This window comes from Promicromonospora panici (assembly GCF_900608595.1).
Classification (GTDB): Bacteria; Actinomycetota; Actinomycetes; order Actinomycetales; family Cellulomonadaceae; genus Promicromonospora; species Promicromonospora panici.
Genome location: NZ_UWYY01000019.1, coordinates 63242 through 82716, shown reverse-complemented (window position 1 = coordinate 82716; position 19475 = coordinate 63242). Strand labels below are relative to the sequence as shown.

Genomic DNA, 19475 nt, shown 5'->3' with positions numbered 1-19475 from the left:
TTCCTTTCCACTCGGGTTTCAGAACATGCGCAGATCCGTGCTCTCGCGAACCACGGCCCGCAGGCCCGCGAGCGTCTGCGGTCCGACGCCGGACGCGCGCGCCTGGACCAGGACGTTGCCGAGCGCCGTCGCCTCGGCCGGGCCGGCGATCACGGGGAGCCCGGACGCCTGGGCCGTGAGCCGGTTGAGCAGCTCGTTCCGGGAGCCGCCGCCCACCACGTGCACGGCCCGGATCTCGGTCCCGGCCAGCTCACCGGCTTGCCGAACCACCCCGGCGTACGCTTCCGCCAGGCTGTCCAGCACGACCCGGGCCAGCGCCGCCCGGGTGTCGGGGACCTCGGCCCCGGACCGCCGGATCGCAGTGCGCACCCGGGCGGGCATGTCGCCGGGAGCCAGGAACTCGTCGCCGTCCACGGCGAGGAGGCACCGGCCGCCCGGCTCGGCCGCCGCGTCCGCGAGCAGCACGTCGAGGTCGACCGGAGGCCCGTTCGCACCCGGCGAGTCCGCCGCCGTCCACTCCCGGACGCACTCGTCGAGGATCCACAACCCCATGACGTTCCGCAGGTACCTGACGGTGCCGTCGACGCCGAGCTCGTTGGTGAAGTTCGCCTCGCGGCTCGCGTCGGTGAGCACGGGCCCTGGCAGCTCCACCCCGACCAGGGACCACGTCCCGGAGGAGATGTAGGCGGCGGTGCCTTCCTCCGGCAGCGGCGTCCCGACGACGGCGGACGCGGTGTCGTGGGAGGCCACGGCGAACACGGGGACCGGGCCGAGGCCCGTCATCTCGCGCACCACGTCCGTCAGGGGACCGACGACGGTTCCCGGTTCCACGAGCTCCGGTAGCCGTTCGCCCAGCCCGGAGAGCCCGGGGTACTCGCCGACCAGCTGTTCCAGGAGGCCGGATGCCCAGGTTCGCGTCCGGACGTCGAGCATCCCGGTCGTCGACGCGTTCGTCACCTCCGCGACCTGCCGTCCGGTCAGCCGGTACGTGATCAGGTCGGGCACGAGCAGCAGGCGGGAGGCGCGGGCCCACTCGGCCGAGCCCAGCCCGCCGTCGGCCCCCGCCACGAGCTGGAACTCCGTGGTGAACGGCAGGTGCTGCAGGCCGTTGACGGCGTAGTGCCGCTCGAAGGGGATGCGCTCGTAGACGCGGTCCGCTACGCCATCGGTCCGGGCGTCCCGGTAGCACCACGGGTCCCCCACGAGGCGGCCGTCCGGCCCGAGCAGCCCGTGGTCGATCGCCCACGAGTCCACCCCGATGCCGCAGATCTCGACCCCGGTCCGTGCCGCAAGGGTGCCGGCGGCGCGCAGCCCGTCGAGGATCCCGGCCCACAGCGACTCGATGTCCCAGCGCAGGCCGTCGCCGGAGTCGACGGGACCGTTGGCGAACCGGCCGCACTCGACCAGCTCGACCCGCCCGCCGTCGAGCACTCCGAGCATCACCCGGCCCGACGTCGCCCCGAGGTCGACGGCGACGAAGGCAGGGGTCTTGAGCGGTTCGACCACCGGCGCCGCGCCGTCCAGCGACGTACTCACCGCAGGAACGCCGCCGCCACGCCCGCGTCGACCGGGACGTGCAGGCCTGTCGTGTGCGAGAAGTCGGACGTGCAGAGCGCGAAGACGGCGGCCGCGACGTTCTCGGGCAGCACCTCGCGCTTGAGCAGCGTGCGCTGCGCGTAGAACTCGCCGAGCTTCTCCTCCGGCACCCCGTACACAGCGGCCCGCTGCGCGCCCCACCCGCCGGCGAAGATGCCCGACCCGCGCACCACACCGTCCGGGTTCACGCCGTTCACGCGGATCCCGTGCTCGCCCAGCTCGGCGGCCAGCAGCCGCACCTGGTGCGCCTGGTCGGCCTTGGTCGCGGAGTAGGCGATGTTGTTCGGCCCGGCGAACACGGAGTTCTTCGACGAGATGTAGACGATGTCGCCGCCCAGGCCCTGGTCCACCAGCACCCGCGCCGCTTCACGTGAAACCAGGAACGAGCCCTTGGCCATGACGTTGTGCTGGAGGTCCCAGTCGGCCTCGGTGGTGTCGAACAGCGACCGCGACAGGGACAGCCCCGCGTTGTTCACCACGAGGTCGACGCCACCGAACGCCAGCACCGCCTCCCGCACCGCGGCCTGCACGGCCGCCTCCGACGACACGTCCGCGGCCACCCCGACGGCGACGTCGGCCGAGCCGAGCTCCGCAGCCGCCTCCGCCGCCTTCCCCGCGTCCAGGTCCGCGACGACCACGCACGCGCCCTCGGCGGCCAGCCGGCTAGCGATCGCCTTGCCGATGCCCGACGCCGCCCCGGTCACCAGGGCGACTCGCGTCGCCAGCGGCTTGGGCGCGGGCATGCGCCGCAGCTTCGCCTCCTCGAGCGCCCAGTACTCGATGCGGAACTTCTCGTCCTCCGCGATCGGCGCGTACGTCGAGATGGTCTCAGCGCCGCGCATCACGTTGATCGCGTTGACGTAGAACTCGCCGGCCACGCGCGCCGTCTGCTTGTTCCGCCCGTACGAGAACATGCCCACGCCCGGGACCAGCACGATCGCCGGGTCGGCACCGCGCATCGCGGGTGGCTCCTCGCCGCGCGCCCGCGCCGCGGCGGCACCCCGCTCGTAGTACGCCGCGTAGTCCGCCCGGTACGCCTCGTGCGCCGCGCGCAGCGCGGTCACCGTCTCCTCCACGGTCGCCGACGTCGGCACGTCCACCACCAGCGGCTTCACCTTGGTGCGCAGGAAGTGGTCGGGGCACGAGGTCCCGAGCTCCGCGAGCGGCAGCAGCCGCTCGCGCGCCAGGAAGTCCAGCACGACGTCGGAGTCGGTGAAGTGGCCCACCTGCGGGGCGTCCGCCGACGCGATGCCGCGGATCACCGGGGCGAGCGCCGCCGCACGCGCCCGCCGCTCGGCGTCAGGCAGCGGCTCGTAGCCGGCGCGCACGGGCCCGAACGGGTGCGTGTCCCGGGCCGCGGCGCGGTCGGCGATGAACGCCTCGGCGCGCCGGATGATGTCGAGCGAGCGTGCCTCGCACTCCTCGCTGGTGTCGCCCCAGGCCGTGATGCCGTGCCCGCCCAGGACGCAGCCGATGGCCTGCGGGTTCGCCGCCTTGATCGCAGCGATGTCCAGCCCGAGCTGGAACCCGGGGCGGCGCCACGGCACCCAGACGACATCGGAGCCGAAGATCTCCCGGGTGATCGCCTCGCCGTCGGCCGCGGCGGCGACCGCGATCCCGGAGTCGGGGTGCAGGTGGTCCACGTGGGCGGCGTCGACCAGGCCGTGCATGGCCGTGTCGATCGACGGCGCCGCGCCGCCCTTGCCGTGCAGGCAGTAGTCGAACGCGGCGACCATCTCGTCCTCGCGGTCCAGGCCCGGGTACACGTCGACGAGCGCGCGCATGCGGTCCAGCCGCAGCACGGCCAGGCCCTGGGGCTGGAGCGTGCCCAGGTCTCCGCCGGATCCCTTGACCCACAGCAGCTCGACGGGCTCGCCCGTCACGGGGTCGGTGGCGGTGCCCTTCGCGGACGTGTTGCCACCCGCGTAGTTCGTGTTCCTCGGGTCGGCGCCCAGCCGGTTGGAGCGGGCGACGAGCGAGGTGACGGTCGGGGCGTCTGTGGCGTCGGCGGTCTGGTTCGTCATCGGGCTGCTGCTTCCGTTTCGGGTCGGTCCTCTTCGCTGGTCGAGCTCGTCGAGACCCGGGTCTCGACGAGCTCCGCCGGCGGGGGCGTTGCGTCGTGCTGGTGCGGTGCTTCGTGCGGCGTGCCGACGAGCCCGTCGACGGTGAGCCAGGTCGCGAGACGCGCGATGCTGCGGGCCGCGCCGGCGGTGTCGGGCTCGTTGAGGTGGCCGTGATAGGTGCTGTCCTCGCGGACGAGCAGCACGTCGACCCCGGCTGCGGCGAGCTCAGCGGCGTATGCCTCGCCGGAGGAGCGCAGCGCGTCGTGGTCGGACGTGACGACAAGAGTGGGCGGCAGACCCCGCAGGTCCTGCCCTCCGGGGTGGGCGTAGGGGGAGACCGGGAGGTCGCTGGGCCCGAGGTAGTTGGCGCCCATCGCACGCATCGCCTCGGGCGGGAAGTTCCGCTCCGGCGGCAGTGCCGCGATCTTCGCGGCGAGCTCCGGGCTCGGTGTCGGGAGCTCGTAGTGCGCCACGGGATAGGCGAGCACGACCGAGCGCGGCTGCGGCCCGCCCGCGTCGCGCAGGCGCAGAGAGGCGCCGGCCGCCAGGTTGCCGCCGGCGCTCGCCCCGCCCAGTGACCACCGTTCGGGCCCGACACCGAGACCGGCGTCCCGCGCCCAGCCGTAGGCGAAGGTGACCTCCTCCGACGCGACGGGGAACCGCACCCCGCCGACGGCGGCCGAGCCGGCCGGGTCCCGGTAGTCGAACTCGGGCGCGAGCCGGTATTCGACGCTCACCACCACGACGCCCACATCCGCGAGGCTCCGGGCGACCCAGTCCGCCTCGGGCATATCGAGATCGCCGTGCATGAACGCACCACCGTGCGCCCACACCAGACCGGCGACGCGCCCGGCGTCGGCCGCCGGCTCGTAGACCCGCACGCGCAGGTCGCCGTGCGGGCCGGCGAGCACCCGGTCGCCGACGACGACGCTCACGCGCCCCACCCGGCCTGCGCGCCTCCGACGCGTTCAGCGGCGATCTTCTCGGCGTAGCCCGACGCCGCGAAGGCGGTGGTCGGGTTCGGGTCGAGGCCCATCCCCTCACGCACCTCGGCGACGAGCGGCCGGACGTCGGTGTTGTACGCGTCCATCAGCACGCCGTGCGCGCCGAGCACGTCACCGGACAGCTGGGCCGCCGTCAGCGCCTCGACGTCGACGAGCAGCGCCTTCGCCGTCGCCTCCTGGACGTTCATCACCGAACGGATCTGGGCGGGGATCTTCGGCTCGATGTTGTGGCACTGGTCGAGCATGAAGTTGACCCCGCTGTCCGGGGCGTGCGCGCCGGCCTGCACGATCTCGTGCATGATCCGGAAGAGCTGGAACGGGTCCGCGGCGCCGACCATGAGGTCGTCGTCGGCGTAGAAGCGGCTGTTGAAGTCGAAGGCGCCGAGGCGGCCCTGCCGCAGCAGCTGGGCCACGATGAACTCGATGTTGGTCCCGGGGGCGTGGTGGCCGGTGTCGAGCACCACCTTCGCCCGGTCCCCCAGGGCCATGACGTGCAGCAGCGACGTGCCCCAGTCCGGGACGTCGGTGACGTAGAACGAGGGCTCGAAGAACTTGTACTCGAGCACCATGTGCTGGTCGTCGTCGAGCGCGCCGTAGATCTCGCTCAGGGACTCGGCGATCCGGTCCTGGCGGGCGCTGATCGAGTCCTGGCCCGGGTAGTTGAGGCCGTCCGACAGCCAGACCTTGAGGTCCTTCGACCCGGTGGCCCGCATGACGTCGATGCACTGCTTGTGGTGGTCCACGGCTTTGGTGCGGACGCGCGGATCGGGGTGCGCGAGCGAGCCCAGCATGAAGTCGTCGTCCTGGAAGACGTTCGAGTTGATCATGCCGATCTGCACGCCCAGGTCCTCGGCGTGCCGGGCGAGGACGCCGAAGTCGTCGACGAGATCCCACGGGATGTGCAGGCTGACCCGGGGCGCGACTCCGCTGTACCGGTGCACCTGGGCGGCGTCCGCCAGCTTCTCGAACGGGTCCCGCGGCACGCCCGGCTGACCGAAGACCTTGAACCTGGTGCCAGAGTTGCCGAACGCCCACGACGGCAGCTCGATCGTCTGCTGCCGGAGCGCGGCCTTGGCCACCTCGGTCCGTGTGGATGCCGCCATGGCGTCCTTCCTCTCCGCGCACTTCCTCGTGCACAACCTTGAAACGATTCAGTGCGACCCTATTCCGACGACGGCAGGCGGTCAAGAGGCGTGACAGGGAGCAGCGCGCTGATCGGCAAGCAGTCAGGTGATCGGCAGCTCGAACTACCGATCACCTGACTTCCTACCGACCAGCCGCCGCCGTGCGGCCTGGGGTCAGTACAGCGCGTCCGCGCGGGCGGTGTACTTGCCCGACACGATGAGGCCGCGACGCAGCGGAGCCTCGCTCAGGCCCGCGTGGTTCGCCAGCTTGGCCTCCCAGAAGTCCACCTGCGACGCCGTCGGTGCGACGCCCAGGTAGTGCTGGTACGCCGCCGCGATCCGCAGCCGCACCGCCTGGGGGTTTTTCCACAGCGAGTTCGCGACGCCCGCGCGACCGAGGGTCGGCAGACGGTCCGTCCAGTGCTGGAGCTGGGACGCCGTGGGCGAGCGGTGCAGGATGTGCCGGTACAGCGCCGTCACGTATGCGTTGTCCGTGCCGCCCACGCGGCTGTAGTACTTCGGGTTGCCCAGCAGGAACAGCTCGACCTCGTCGATCACCCGGGTGCCCTTCTTGATGGCCTCAAGGTGGGTGGAGATCGCCGACGACGACGGCGTGTAGCCCAGCGTGCCCTCGTACGCCGAGACGATGCGCGCCGAGCGGTACTTGGTAGAGACCTCGATCGCGTCCGCCAGCGGGCCCGTGCCTCTGTCCTCGACCTTCTCCGCCCAGAAGTCGATCTCGCTCGCCGTGGCCGCGCGCCCCAGGCTGTCCATGTAGACGGCCTGGACCACGTTGACGTGCTTCTCCTCCACCGTTGCGTTGTACTGCTCCGCGTACAGCGCCGCCTTGTCCCGGATACCCGGGAGCAGCGGGTAGGCGAGTGTGCCGGGGCACTCCGTGTAGTGGGTGTCGCGGTGGCCGAAGATGCGCGGCAGCGTCACCTGCTGACCCGCTGCGAAACGACCGCCGGAGCTGGCGGCCGTGAAGGTCGCCGACTCGTCCGGGTTGATGTCGTACTCCGCCAGCCGGTAGCCCGCGATGTGCGCCACGCCGTCCTGCTGCGCGGCGGACGGCGTCACGCCCGCTTCGGTGGTGAAGGTGCCGAGCATCGCGATGCCCACCGTGCCCGTGTTGAAGCCCCCTGCGTGGGCGCCGATGATCGGCTCCTCGATGCTGCCGTCGGCCCCCTCGTAGATGTTGCCCCACTTGTCGACCAGGAAGTTGTAGCCGATGTCGCACCAGCCGTTGGTGTGCTGGTGGTACGCCTGGTCGTTGCGGATGGCCCGCATGGCCTCGGCGACGGTGCTGTAGTCGTTCGGGTTGACGGTGTGGTGCACCGTGGCGCCCTTGAGGCCACCCTCGGCCGGGAACCAGGTGGGACCGCTGCCCGGGTCGGCGCACTGGGGCGCTGCGCCCCACTCCTCGCGCGTGATGATGGTCGGTCCGTCCGTCGCGGACGCCGGCGCCACCTCACCGGACGTGCTCGCCGCGGACATCGTCGTCGCCTCGGAGGACACGAGGCTGAGCTCGACCCCCTCGGGCACCGCCTTCGTCTCGTCCACGGTCGCGAGCTGCACCGCGTCGGCCTCACCCAGGTAGGCCGGGTCGGAGGCCATGACGGCGGAACCCTCGTCGGCGCCCTGGGGCGCCTTCTCGAGGACTGCCCACGGGCCCCAGGTGCCGTTCAGGGCGCGGGCGCGCACCTGCAGCTCGGGAACCAGGCCGTCGATGGGAGCCGGCCACGACGCGCCGACGGTCTGGAAGCCGCCGGGCGCCTCGACCGTGCCGGCGATGCGTCCTTCGGCGTCGGTGGTGTCGAGCACGATCTCGCCGTCGGCCACCTCGCCGGTCTCGGCGCTCGGCTCGGGCTCCGTCGCGGTGACGTCCTCGACCGGCTCGCTCCCCGCCTCGGGGGCGGCAGCGACCTCGAGAACGTCGACGGTCGCCTCGGCGGTGCCGGTCTCCGGGAGCGCCGAGTCGGTGGCGTTGGGGACGGCTGAGGTCCCCTCGGGTTCGAGCGCGGGCGCCAGCGTCTCCGCCGTCGCCGTCGGCGCGAGCGCGCCGCCGAGCACTATCGCCGGCGCCACGCCGAGGATGATCGTCCTGCCCACCACGGTGCGGGCGACCGAAGCCCCTAGCTTCGATCGCGATGCCTGTGCTGCCGCGTGCCGAGCCACAAAGTCCTCCTCGTGTCGAGTGTCGCTCGCGCCAGCGCAAACGACACAAATAACACAGGGACCCTAGGCGCACCCGAGCGCCGTCGACCCGGCTTTCACCCCGGGAACGCGGGTGAACTTCCTGCCCGCTCCCGCCGTATCAGCCCCTCCTGGTTGTGAGCGTGAAGTTGTGGCTGCACGCCCGTTTCAGGCGCAACGATCATGCTCACAACCAGGACGTCGGGCGGCGGGGTCAGAAGTCGAAGTCCGCGATGTTGCTCTCGTCGAACACGAACGGCTCGCCGAGCAGCACCTCGCCGTCTGCCCCCACCGTGAACTCGCCGAGGCGGCCGGCCTCGAAGGTGTCGCCCTCCTCGCCCGTGATGTCGCCCGCGGCGAGGGCGGCGGCGGCCTGCGTCGCCAGGTAGCCCAGGTCGGTCGGGTTCCACAGCGCGAACGCCTCGACGGTGCCGTCCTCGACGTACTCGCGCATCTGGTTGGGGGTACCGAGCCCGGTCACGGCGACCTTGCCCTTGTACTCCGACGTCGACACGTAGCGCGCCGCCGCGGCGATGCCGACAGTCGTGGGCGAGACGATGCCCTTCAGGTCGGGGTGCGACTGGAGCAGCGCCGCGGTCTTGTCGAACGACGTCTGGTCGTCGTCGTCGCCGTAGACGGTCTCGACCAGCTCGATGTCCGGGTAGTCGGAGGCGAGCTTCTCCTCCATCAGCGCGATCCATGCGTTCTGGTTGGTCGCGTTGGCCGACGCCGACAGGATCGCGATCTCGCCCTCACCGCCGATCTGGTCCGAGATCAGCTCGAGCTGCTTGTCCGCGATGCCCTCTGCCGAGGCCTGGTTGACGAACAGGTCGCGGAACTGCGGCTCCGTGTCCGAGTCGAACGTGACCACCTTGGTGCCCGCGTCCCGTGCCTCCTGCAGCGCGTCGCCGATCGCCGTGGGGTCGTTGGCCGACACCACCAGCGCGGCGACGCCCTGCTGCGCGGCGGTGTTGATGAACGGCACCTGTGCGTCGGGCGAGGCGGTGTCGGGCCCGACCTCCTCGACCGTGGCGCCCAGCTCCCCGGCCGCCTCCTCCGCGCCCGCCGTCGACGCCTCGAAGTACGGGTTGCCCAGGTTCTTGGGCAGCATGGTGATGGTCACGTCCTCGGTGCCACCACCGCCCCCGTCGTCGCTCGAACCGCACGCGGTCAGCCCCAGTGCCAGCACGGCGGCCGTTCCGGCCGCGAGCACAGATGTGAACTTCATCGTCCGTCTCCCTATGTTCCTTGCCCGACGGCGGGGTTCCGCCGTCGAACTCTCAAGCCGCCCGCGATGCGCGGTGCGACCACCGACACGACAAGGGCCGCGCCGATCACGATGTTGATGACGTTGACGGTGACGCTCTCCAGGCGCAGCGCGCTGCCGAGCACCCCGATGAGCAGGACGCCCGCGACCACGCCGTGGATCGCGCCGCGCCCGCCGAAGATCGACACGCCGCCGAGCAGCACGGCCGCGACGACCTGCAGCTCCAGTCCCGTCGCGTTGTCGCCGCGGGCGCTGCCGTAGCGGAGCGTGTAGTAGACGCCCGCAAGCGCCGACACCGCGCCGGACAGCACGAACAGGATCAGCAGGGTCCGCTTGACGTCGACGCCGGAGAACCGGGCGGCCTCGCGGCTGCGGCCGATGTCCAGCACGTTCCGGCCGAACGGCGTCGCGTGCAGCAGGACCGCGAACACGGCGATCAGCGCGAGGAGCCCGAGGGTGATCACCGGGTAGGGCGACTCTCCGAGGTTCTCCGTGGCGCCGTCGGTCCAGGACTCGGGGAAGCCGGTGACCGCCGTCGTGCCGAGGAGGCCGACGGCCAGGCCCCGGTACAGGGCGAGCGAGCCGATGGTGACGGCCAGCGAGGGCAGGCCTCCGTAGGCGACGAGCGCCCCGTTGACCGCGCCGCACACCGCTCCCAGCAGGACCGAGACCAGCAGCCCCACGCCGAGCCCGAGCCCCGCCTGGTACAGCAGCCCGAACGTCACGCTGGAGAGCCCCACCACCGAGGCGACCGACAGATCGATCTCCCCGGTGCCGATGATCAGGGTCATCGGCAGCGCGATGAGCAGCACGGGGGCGACGTCGAGCACCAGGTAGGTGATGGTGAGCGGGCCGTCGAAGCCCTGCACGACCGAGGCCGCGACGATCCAGGCCACGACCAGGATCAGGATGGTCAGCATCTCGCGGGTGAGCAGCGCACGCTGCCACCACGGGCGGGCGTGGGTCCTCATGCGGTCGCCTCCTCGCGGTCGCTCGGGCCTGCGCCGGGCGGCGTCTGTTCTGGCCGGGACCCGTCGGGCGGTCCGGCGCTGCCGGGCGGTCCGGCGTCTCGTTCGGCGGCCAGGCGCCGCGAGCGGCGGTTCGCGAGCACGCGGTCCAGCGCGATGGCGCCGATGATGAGCGCGCCCACCACGGCGCGTTGCCAGAAGTCGGGGATCCCGACGACGGGCAGGGCCCGGTTGATCGTGAGCAGCAGCATCGCGCCGAGCGCGGCGCCCGCCACGGTGCCGCTGCCGCCGAAGATCGCGACGCCGCCCACCACCACGGCGCCGACGACCTGCAGCTCCATGCCGGTTCCCGCACCCGAGGACACCGTCCCGTACCGGGCGGCGAACATCACCCCGGCCAGGCCGGCGAGCGCACCGTTCAGCGCGAACGCCCACAGCAGCCGACGGCGGACGGGCAGGCCCTGCAGCGTCGCGGCGTCGGGGTCCGACCCGATGGCGTACAGCTGCCGGCCGCCCCGCGAGGTGTACATGTAGTAGCCGACGGCGGCCAGCACGATGGCGGCGACGATCGTCAGCACGGGGATCCCCAGCACCTGCCGGGTGCCCAGGGCGAGGAAGGTGCGTGGCATGTCGCCGGCGTCGATCCGGTCGCTGCCGGCCCAGGTCAGCGTCACCCCGCGATAGACGTACAGGGTGCCGAGCGTGATGACGAGGGCGGGCACCCGGGCCAAGGCCACGATGGCACCGTTGACCAGGCCCAGCAGCGTGCCGGTGATGACGGCGACCAGCGCCACCACCACGATCGGCAGGTCGGGGACATCGATGAACAGCCGGCCGGTCAGGTAGGCCGTCAGCCCGAGCACCGACCCCACCGACAGGTCGACGTTCCGCGTGATCACGACCACCGCCTGGCCGACGGCGAGCACCACCAGGATCGACGGCGTGAGCAGCAGGTCGCGCCAGCCGCCCCCGCTGAGCAGGAACCCGGGCTGGATCGCCGTGGTCACACCGATGACCACCAGGAGGACGAGGGCGATGCCGGCCTCGCGGCGGCGGAGCACCGTCCTCATGCCGCACCCCCGGACGCCTGCTCCGCGGACGCGCCGGGTGTCGCCGCGCGCATCACGGCCTCCGGCGTCGCCTCGGCGCGAGTCAGCTCGCTGACGATGCGCCCTTCGCGCACCACGAGCACGCGGTCGGCCATGCCCAGTACCTCCGGCAGCTCGGACGAGATCATGAGGACGGCCAGCCCTTCGGCCGCCAGGGTGGACAGCAGCCGGTGCACCTCGGCCTTGGTGCCGACGTCGATGCCGCGGGTCGGCTCGTCGACCATGAGTACCTTCGGGTCGGTGGCCAGCCATTTCGCCAGCACCACCTTCTGCTGGTTGCCGCCGCTCATCGTGGTGGCCGGCGCGTCCAGCGCCCCGGCCTTCACCGAGAGCCGGCCGGACCAGTCGCGCGCGAGGCGCGCCTCGGCGTCGGGCAGCAGGATGCCGAGGCGGGCCAAGCGACGTCGCGCAGGGCCTTCGCGCCCTTCTCCTCGGACGCCGCCCTCGTCCCTCGGGCCGCGTCGTCGTCGAAGCACGACCGAGGAAACGTTGCGGCTCACCGACGACTCCGTGACCAGGCCCTGCAGGCGCCGGTCCTCCGGGACGAGGGCGACGCCCGCGGCGATCGCCGCGGCGGGGTCGCCCGGTCGCAGCGTCCGCCCGCCGACGACGACGCGCCCAGCGGAGTAGTGGTCGACGCCGAACACCGCGCGGGCGATCTCGCTGCGCCCCGCGCCGACGAGGCCTGCCAGGCCGACGATCTCGCCCGCCCGGACGTCGAAGGACACGTCGTGGAAGGTGCCGGTGGACTCCAGCCCCTCGACCCGCAGCACCACCTCGCCGACCGTGCTCGGCACCTTGGGGTAGAGCTCGGAGACCGCGCGGCCCACCATGCGCCGCACCAGCTCGTCGGACGTGACGTCGGCGACTGCGTCCGTCGAGACGTGCTCGCCGTCGCGCATGACGGTGACCGTGTCGCAGAGGTCGGCCACCTCGTCGAGGCGGTGCGAGATGAAGACGACGGCGCGGCCGGCGTCACGCAGACCCCGGGCCACCCCGAACAGGCGGCGTACCTCGACGGCGCTCAGTGCCGCCGTCGGCTCGTCCATGATCAGGAGGCGGGCATCGAGGGAGATCGCCTTGGCGATCTCGACGATCTGCTGGTCCGCGATGGACAGGCCCTCGGCGGGACGGTCCGGGTCGAGGTCGACGCCGAGGTCCCGGAACAGCTTGCGGGCGCCGTCGCGCATGGCGCGGCGGTCGATCCGGCGGAGGCTGCCGAGCGGCTCGCGGCCCAGGAAGATGTTCTCGGTGACCGTCAGGTCCGGGAAGCTCGCGGGCTCCTGGTGGATCACGGCGACGCCGGCGGTCTTGGCCTCGGCGGGTCCGGCGAAGTCGACGGGCTCGCCGTCGAGCTCGACGGTTCCCGCGTCGCGGCGGTGCACGCCGCCCACGATCTTGACCAGCGTGGACTTGCCCGCGCCGTTCTCTCCGACCAGGGCGTGGATGCTGCCCGGCTGGACCACCAGGGTGCCGGAGCGGAGCGCGGCCACGGGTCCGAAGGATTTGGCAACTCCCTCGAGGCGCAGCGTCGGTGCGGCGTTCGGCATATCTCTCCGTCGAGCGTGCGGGCGGTCGGCGGTGACCGCTGGGCTACCCGTTGAATCGTTCAAACGGGTACTTCGGAAGATAGACCTGCGAGGTCAGAGCGTCAAGAACTTCCGGCGAGTCCGTTGCCGTGCTGTTGCACTTACGGAACCCTTGGCCAATCAGGGGTGAACGCTGCCCGAACCAGTTCACGGAGGTGACCGGTATGAGCCAGCCAACGGCCGAGGAGCACGCAGCTCTCGGCGAGGAACCAACCGAGCTCAAGCGGGTGATGGGCCCGAAGCTCCTTCTGCTCTTCATCGTCGGCGACATTCTCGGAACGGGCGTGTACGCGCTGACGGGGCAGGTCGCGGCCGAGGTCGGCGGCGCAGCATGGGCGCCGTTCATCGTCGCCTTCGTCATCGCTCTCATCACCGCGTTCTCCTACCTGGAGCTGGTGACCAAGTACCCGCAGGCGGCCGGCGCCGCCCTGTACACGCACAAGGCGTTCGGCATCCATTTCCTCACCTTCATGGTGTGCTTCACCGTCATGTGCTCCGGCATCACGTCGGCGTCCACCGCCGCCCGGGCCGTCGGGTCCAACCTGCTCGTGGGGTTCGGCGTCGAGGAACCCAACACCTGGGTGGTGGTCGGCGTCGCCCTGGTCTTCATGGCCCTGGTCGCGGCCGTGAACCTGCGGGGCGTCGGCGAGTCCGTGAAGGCCAACATCGTGCTCACGATCGTCGAGCTGTCCGGCCTGCTCTTCATCATCCTGGTCGGATTCTTCGCCGCTTTCGGCGGGCAGGCCGACTTCAGCCGCGTGATGGTGTTCGAGAGCCCCGGCGACAAGAACGCCTTCCTCGCAGTGACTGCCGCGACGTCGCTCGCATTCTTCGCGATGGTGGGGTTCGAGGACGCCGTCAACATGGCCGAGGAGACGCGGGATCCGGTGAAGATCTTCCCGCGCATCATGATCACCGGCATCGGCATCACCGGCGTCATCTACGTGCTGGTCGCGATCTTCACCGTGGCGATCGTGCCCGTGGGGGAGCTCGGCGACAGCGAGACACCGCTCACGCTGGTGGTCCAGCGGGCCCTGCCCGACTTCCCCATGGGCAGCGTCTATCCGTTCATCACGATCTTCGCCGTCGCGAACTCGGCCCTGATCAACATGCTGATGGCGTCACGCCTCCTGTACGGCATGGCCAAGCAGAAGGTGCTGCCGCCGTTCCTCGGGAAGGTGGCGCCGACCCGCCGGACGCCGTGGGCGGCGATCCTGTTCACCACCTTCATCGCGTTCGGGCTCATCGTGCTCGTGACGCTGCAGGAGGAGTCCGGCGTCATCGCCGCGCTGGGCGGTACCACCTCGCTCCTGCTGCTCGCGGTGTTCACCATCGTCAACGTCGCGGTGCTCAAGCTCCGGAGCAACATCGTGGAACGGAAGCACTTCGTGGCCCCGACGGTGCTGCCGATCCTCGGCGCGCTCCTCTGCGGGTTCTTCGTCGGGCCGTGGACCGGGCGCGCACCGCTCCAGTACCAGATCGCGGGCTGGCTGCTGCTCATCGGCGTGATCCTGTGGTTCGTCACTTGGGCGTTCAACCGCCCGGAGCCCACCCAGATCACGGATCCCGACGCGCTCAGCGAACGCGAGGGCGGCGTCAACTAACCCGGGATCGACCGCGAGGTAGAACCCTGGCGAGGTAGGACTACAGCTCGCGCTGCGGTCCTACCTCGCTGGAGCCCTACCTCGCCAGGGTTCTACCTCGCGGAGGCGTCTGTGATGGTGGGCAGGCCCAGGGCCGACAGCTGGGACTCCAGGTGGAACACCTCGTCCAGCAGCACGAACCCGTCGTCCGGGTTGCCATCGTCGACGAAGAAGCCCGACATCTCCGCCTGCCAGCGCGCGTTGACCTCGGTCGCGGCCATCCCGCGCTGCGCCGCTTCGTAGTCGTCGGTCTCCAGGATGCCGACCAGCAGCCCGTCGTCGCGCAGGAACAGGTGGTAGTCGCGCCAGCCGGTGTCGCGCAGCGCCTCCAGCATCTCGGGCCAGACGGCGGCGTGCGCCGCGCGATACTCAGGGATCCGGTCCGCCCGCACCCGGGACGTGAAACAGACGCGTGCGCCCGCCGTATTACTCGACATTCGGGTCCTCCGGTTCCTGAGCAGGTCGAAGGCGACCCACTCCATCATGAATCGGTTCATAATGTAGCCCGAAGCAAGGAGGCGCTCCATGACCCAGCCGATCGCTCACCGTCGAGCATCCATCGCCGACGTCGCCCGTGCCGCCGGCGTTTCCGTCGGCACCGTTTCCAACGTGCTCAACCGGCCCGAACGGGTGCTGCCCGGGACCCGGGAGCGGGTCGAGGCCGCGATCGAGGAACTGAGCTTCGTACGCAACGGCTCCGCTCGCCAGCTGCGCGCCGGGACCATCACCACCATCGGCGCCATAGTCCTGGACATCGCCAACCCGTTCTTCACCGATGTGGCCCGCGGCATCGAGGAGCGCCTGGACCGAGACGACTTCACGCTCATGGTGGCGTCGTCCGACGACAACCCCGACCGCGAGCAGCGCTACCTGCGCCTGTTCGAGGAGCACGGGGTGCAGGGCGTGATGGTGGTCCCTGCCACGAACGACATCGAGCACCTCCTCGCGATGCGGCGCCGGGGCACCGGCGTGGTGCTGCTCGACCGCCCGTCGTCCGATCCGAGCATCTCGTCGGTGGCCGTCGACGACGTCCGCGGTGGGGAGCTCGCCGCCGCCCACCTGCTGGACGAGGGCCACACCCGGATCGTGTTCCTCAACGGCCCGCACACGATCCGGCAGTGCGCCGACCGACACGAGGGCGTGGTCAAGGCGCTGGCCGCCGCCGGGCTGGATCCGGCGTCCGCGCTGGTGGAGGTCACGGTGACCAGCCTCAACGCCGAGGGCGGCGAGGCGGCGATCCGCGGGCTGCTCGAGTCGGGCGACCAGCCCACCGCCGTGTTCTGCGTCAACGACCTGGTCGCGCTGGGCGTGCTGCGCACGCTCCGCACGGAGAACATCGCCGTCCCCACCGACATGGCCGTGGTGGGGTACGACGACGTCGCGTTCGCGGCCGAGCTGTCCACGCCGCTCACGTCCGTGCGCCAGCCCACCCACGAGCTCGGCGCCCGCGCGGCCGATCTGCTGCTCAGCGGGGGCGACACGGCGGCCGAGCACGTGATGTTCCAGCCCACCCTGGTGGTGCGCGGCTCGAGCTCGGGTTCGCCGGCGTAGTCGTCCGGGACGCGCCACATGACCATGCACCTGCTGCCAGCGGCGGGCCTGCCTTGGCAGCAACTGCATGGTCAGCTCGGTCGGTCAGGCGTCATGGCCGACGCTATGGCACGGCTTCCCGGCCCGTCCCCTGAACTCGGGCAACGCGGGTGAGGAACTCGGCAGCGACCGTGGCGAACCTCTCCGGGGCGTCCCGCCGCACGAAGTGCGACGCGCCGTCGATCACCGCGAGGCGGGCGCCGCAGCCGGCGAGCATCCGCCGGTGCCTCGCCGTCATGCCGACCTCGGGCGAGATCGCCCCCGTGATGACCAGCACGTCCACTCCGCCGGTCGTGAGGCGACGCACCAGGTCGGGCCACGGCAGTGTCGGGATGACGTCGCCGTTGCGCACGAGAGCGGGATCGGCGTCGTGCTGCGCCCTGGCCCAGGCGGGCAGCTCGCGCGGGTCCCACCCCGGGTGCGCGACGGCGCCGTCCGCCTCCAGCTCGACGAGGGACCGCGCCCGCCTGGCCAGCAGGTCCCGGCATGCCTGCTCGGCGACCGCGCGGTCCTGGTGCGGCGTGACCGGGAGGCGCCAGAACGGGTCCTCGAGCAGCACACCCGCCACCCGCCCCGGGCGCTGAGCGGCGGCCGCCGTCACGACGCCGCCTCCCGCCGAGTGCCCGAACAGCACGAGCGGTTCCTGTGCGCGTGCTCCCGGACCCGCTTCCGAGCCCTCAGGCAGGTCGTCCAGGACCGCAAGGAGGTCCTCGGTGAGCCGGTCACCCGGGTGCAGCTGGTCGTCCGGGCCCCAGCGCGGCGATCGGCCATGTCCGCGCAGGTCAGGAGCCAGCACTTCCCAGCCGCGCGCCGCCCAGGCGTCGGCCGCGGCCTGCAGGGTCGGGCCGCTCTCCATGATTCCGTGGACGGCGACCACCGTTCCCCGCCGGATACCGCGCGCCTCAGTGCGCGTCACATGCAGCCCCGCTCTGGTCACCGCGTGCTCCTTGCCGTCGTGCACGCGCCGCCCCAAAGACCGCGGCGCTGCGGTCCACCGCCGCGTCAGGCGGCGGGTTCGAGAACCGGGTCGCGTCCTCCCGAGCGGGCCGCGGGAACACAACCCCGTCCTCGAACATGTACGCCTGACACGACGAGGGTGCGCCCGCCCGGAGGAAAGCGCGTTCCATGTCGGGCAGATGTTCGCATAGTTCGCCGGAGGATGTCGATACCTTCTGGGCTCTAAGCCGGGCTAGCGAATGGAACGCGCTTTCCATTGTTTCTTGACACGGCTGTTCCGCGAGCCCTAGCGTGCACGGTGCAGCGACAGCACGACCCCAATCGCACCGAATCTTCAACGAAGAAGAGAGCCCGCCGTGGACCCGAACCCGCACGTCCGGACATCACCGGACCCCCGCCACGGCGGAGGTCCCGGGCGATGAGCACCGACCTCGGCATCGCGAGCACCAGCCTCGCGACCACCGGAAACACCCGCAGCGGAACCACCCCCGGTGGAAACCGCCGGAAGATGCGCAGCCGCGACTACGGCCTCGTCGTGCTGGCCGCCCCCGCCGTCATCCTCCTGGTGGTCTTCGCCTACGGCCCGATGGCCGGCCTGGTGGTCGCGTTCCAGGACTTCAACGTGGCCGACGGCGTCTTCGGGTCGCCCTGGGCCGGCTTCGAGAACTTCGAGTTCTTCTTCACCTCGGGCGGCGCCGGCCGGATCCTGTGGAACACGCTGTTCCTCAACATCCTGTTCCTCGCCGCGACTCTGGGCGCGGGCGTCCTGCTCGCGATCATGCTCAACGAGATCCGCGGCCGTGTGACCAAGCGGTTCTTCCAGTCCGTGATCTTCGTGCCGTACTTCGTGTCACCGATCGTCGTGAGCATCTTCCTGCAGGCGTTCCTCGCGGGACCCAGCGGGCGCGGCGGCCTGGTGAACGACCTCACCGACGTCTTCGGGCTGCCGTCCATCTCCTGGTACACCGAGCCCGGGCCCTGGCCGTGGATCCTGACCGTCGTCAAGGTCTGGCAGATGGGCGGCTACATGAGCGTCATCTTCCTCGCGGCGATCACCGCGATCCCCGAGGAGGTGTACGAGGCCGGGGTGATCGATGGCGCGAGCCGGGCGCAGATGGCCCTTCGGATCACTGTTCCCCTGCTCAAGCCGACGGCGGCGATCCTCCTGGTGCTCGGCGTCGGCCGGATCTTCTACGGCGACTTCGGCACCATCTACGCGATCGTCGGCGACAACGGCACGTTGTTCTCCACCACCGACGTGATCGACACCTACGTCTTCCGGGCGCTGCGCACCATCGGCGACTTCGGCACCACCGCGGCGATCGGCCTCTTCCAGTCCGTCATCGGCTTCGTGCTCGTCGTGGTCGCGACGCTGGTCCAGCGCCGCTACGCGAAGGAGACCTCGCTGCTATGACCACCGTCGACACCCCGGCCGCCGCCCGCCCCCGACCCGTGTCGGCGACGCCGCCCACCGGCCCACGCGTCCGGCAGCGCCAGCGCCCCGAGCCCTTCACGGTCGCCAGCTACGTGGGCGTGATCGCCTTCGCCGTCGTCTGCATCGTCCCGTTCTGGATGGTCGTGGCCGGCTCCTTCACCGCGGAGTCGACGCTCTCGAAGACGGGGTACTCGTTCTGGCCGGACCCGTTCTCGCTGGACGCGTACAGCACGATCTTCGCCGGGTCGCGAGTCTGGCTCTCCTACGGCGCCACCATCTTCATCACGGTGGTGGGCACGGTCATCGCCGTCATCGCGACGTCGGGCATCGCCTGGGTGATCGCGCGCGGCCTGCCCCTGGTGAGCCGCCCGCTGGCAGTGTTCGCCTACATCCCGATGCTGTTCACCGGCGGCCTCGTGCCGATGTACATCCTGGTCACGCAGGTGCTGCAGCTCCGGGACTCGTGGTTCGCCGTGATCCTGCCGATGGCCATCGCGCCGTTCCTCGTGTTCGTGCAGGTCAGCTTCTTCCGGGCGACACCGCAGGAGATCCTCGACGCCGCGCGGATCGACGGCGCGGGCGAGCTGCGCATCTTCTTCCAGGTGGTGCTGCCGCTCTCCAAGCCGGTCATCGCCGTCATCGCCCTCTTCTATGCGGTGGCGTTCTGGAACGAGTGGTTCCACGCCCTGCTCTTCATCAGCGAGCCCGCCAAGTACCCCTTGCAGCTCGTGCTCCAGAACCTCATCACGAGCGTCGCCAACGCGGCCGACCTCGGCACGGTGTCCGCTGCGCCCGTCTACCAGATGCGGCTGGCGATGACCGTCATCACCATCGGCCCGATCCTCCTGGCCTACCCGTTCGCCCAGCGCTACTTCGTCAAGGGCCTCACGCTCGGCGCCACCAAGGGCTGATCCCGGCAGTACCTGTCGCACCC

Annotated in this window: 15 protein-coding genes; 4 read left to right on the top strand and 11 right to left on the bottom strand. The window is 71.1% G+C overall.

Features of this window, described 5'->3' with window-relative positions:
- Positions 1-18: 18 nt before the first annotated feature.
- From EW117_RS21580 to EW117_RS21540, 9 genes are all read right to left on the bottom strand, one after another.
- Positions 19-1536, bottom strand: coding sequence for a rhamnulokinase (locus EW117_RS21580; RefSeq protein ID WP_277986483.1), 1518 nt, complete (start codon positions 1534-1536; stop codon positions 19-21).
- On the bottom strand, positions 1533-3620 hold the full coding sequence (locus EW117_RS21575; protein WP_129788757.1) for a bifunctional aldolase/short-chain dehydrogenase: 2088 nt from the start codon (positions 3618-3620) through the stop codon (positions 1533-1535). Before EW117_RS21575 ends, EW117_RS21580 begins: the two co-directional genes overlap by 4 nt.
- Positions 3617-4594 (bottom strand): alpha/beta hydrolase fold domain-containing protein, encoded by a 978-nt coding sequence (locus tag EW117_RS21570; RefSeq protein WP_129788756.1) that lies wholly within the window; start codon positions 4592-4594, stop codon positions 3617-3619. Before EW117_RS21570 ends, EW117_RS21575 begins: the two co-directional genes overlap by 4 nt.
- Positions 4591-5766, bottom strand: coding sequence for an L-rhamnose isomerase (rhaI, locus tag EW117_RS21565; RefSeq protein ID WP_129788755.1), 1176 nt, complete (start codon positions 5764-5766; stop codon positions 4591-4593). Before rhaI ends, EW117_RS21570 begins: the two co-directional genes overlap by 4 nt.
- A gap of 195 nt (positions 5767-5961) precedes the next feature.
- Positions 5962-7965 (bottom strand): N-acetylmuramoyl-L-alanine amidase, encoded by a 2004-nt coding sequence (locus tag EW117_RS21560; RefSeq protein WP_129788754.1) that lies wholly within the window; start codon positions 7963-7965, stop codon positions 5962-5964.
- Between the two features lie 232 nt (positions 7966-8197).
- A complete protein-coding gene (gene rhaS, locus EW117_RS21555; RefSeq protein WP_129788753.1) occupies positions 8198-9211 on the bottom strand; it encodes a rhamnose ABC transporter substrate-binding protein in 1014 nt (337 codons plus the stop codon).
- Between the two features lie 11 nt (positions 9212-9222).
- Complete coding sequence (locus EW117_RS21550) at positions 9223-10221, bottom strand: ABC transporter permease (protein WP_129788752.1); 999 nt, start codon at positions 10219-10221, stop codon at positions 9223-9225.
- Positions 10218-11288 (bottom strand): ABC transporter permease, encoded by a 1071-nt coding sequence (locus tag EW117_RS21545; RefSeq protein ID WP_242504433.1) that lies wholly within the window; start codon positions 11286-11288, stop codon positions 10218-10220. The genes EW117_RS21550 and EW117_RS21545 overlap by 4 nt, the downstream gene beginning before the upstream one ends.
- Entirely contained in the window at positions 11285-12877 is a 1593-nt protein-coding gene (locus EW117_RS21540; RefSeq protein ID WP_129788751.1) for a sugar ABC transporter ATP-binding protein, read from the bottom strand. Before EW117_RS21540 ends, EW117_RS21545 begins: the two co-directional genes overlap by 4 nt.
- Before the next feature lie 203 nt (positions 12878-13080).
- On the opposite strand from EW117_RS21540, the gene EW117_RS21535 reads away from it, so the two are divergent.
- Positions 13081-14520 carry an APC family permease gene (locus tag EW117_RS21535; protein WP_129788750.1) on the top strand — a complete coding sequence of 480 codons (1440 nt, stop codon included), beginning with the start codon at positions 13081-13083 and terminating at the stop codon, positions 14518-14520.
- Between the two features lie 92 nt (positions 14521-14612).
- Here EW117_RS21535 and EW117_RS21530 read toward each other — a convergent pair whose 3' ends face one another.
- Positions 14613-14996 carry an L-rhamnose mutarotase gene (locus EW117_RS21530; RefSeq protein ID WP_129788749.1) on the bottom strand — a complete coding sequence of 128 codons (384 nt, stop codon included), beginning with the start codon at positions 14994-14996 and terminating at the stop codon, positions 14613-14615.
- Between the two features lie 88 nt (positions 14997-15084).
- Here EW117_RS21530 and EW117_RS21525 point away from each other — a divergent pair, with 88 nt between their 5' ends.
- The gene (locus EW117_RS21525) at positions 15085-16110 is read left to right on the top strand and encodes a LacI family DNA-binding transcriptional regulator (RefSeq protein WP_129788748.1); all 1026 of its coding nucleotides are present in this window, start codon (positions 15085-15087) and stop codon (positions 16108-16110) included.
- 103 nt (positions 16111-16213) lie between these two features.
- On the opposite strand, the gene EW117_RS21520 is transcribed toward EW117_RS21525, so the two are convergent.
- Complete coding sequence (locus EW117_RS21520; RefSeq protein ID WP_129788747.1) at positions 16214-17086, bottom strand: alpha/beta hydrolase; 873 nt, start codon at positions 17084-17086, stop codon at positions 16214-16216.
- Positions 17087-17524: 438 nt separating this feature from the next.
- On the opposite strand from EW117_RS21520, the gene EW117_RS21515 reads away from it, so the two are divergent.
- On the top strand, positions 17525-18520 hold the full coding sequence (locus EW117_RS21515) for an ABC transporter permease (RefSeq protein WP_129788746.1): 996 nt from the start codon (positions 17525-17527) through the stop codon (positions 18518-18520).
- The gene (locus EW117_RS21510; RefSeq protein WP_129788745.1) at positions 18517-19452 is read left to right on the top strand and encodes a carbohydrate ABC transporter permease; all 936 of its coding nucleotides are present in this window, start codon (positions 18517-18519) and stop codon (positions 19450-19452) included. The genes EW117_RS21515 and EW117_RS21510 overlap by 4 nt, the downstream gene beginning before the upstream one ends.
- The last annotated feature ends 23 nt before the right edge of the window (positions 19453-19475 follow it).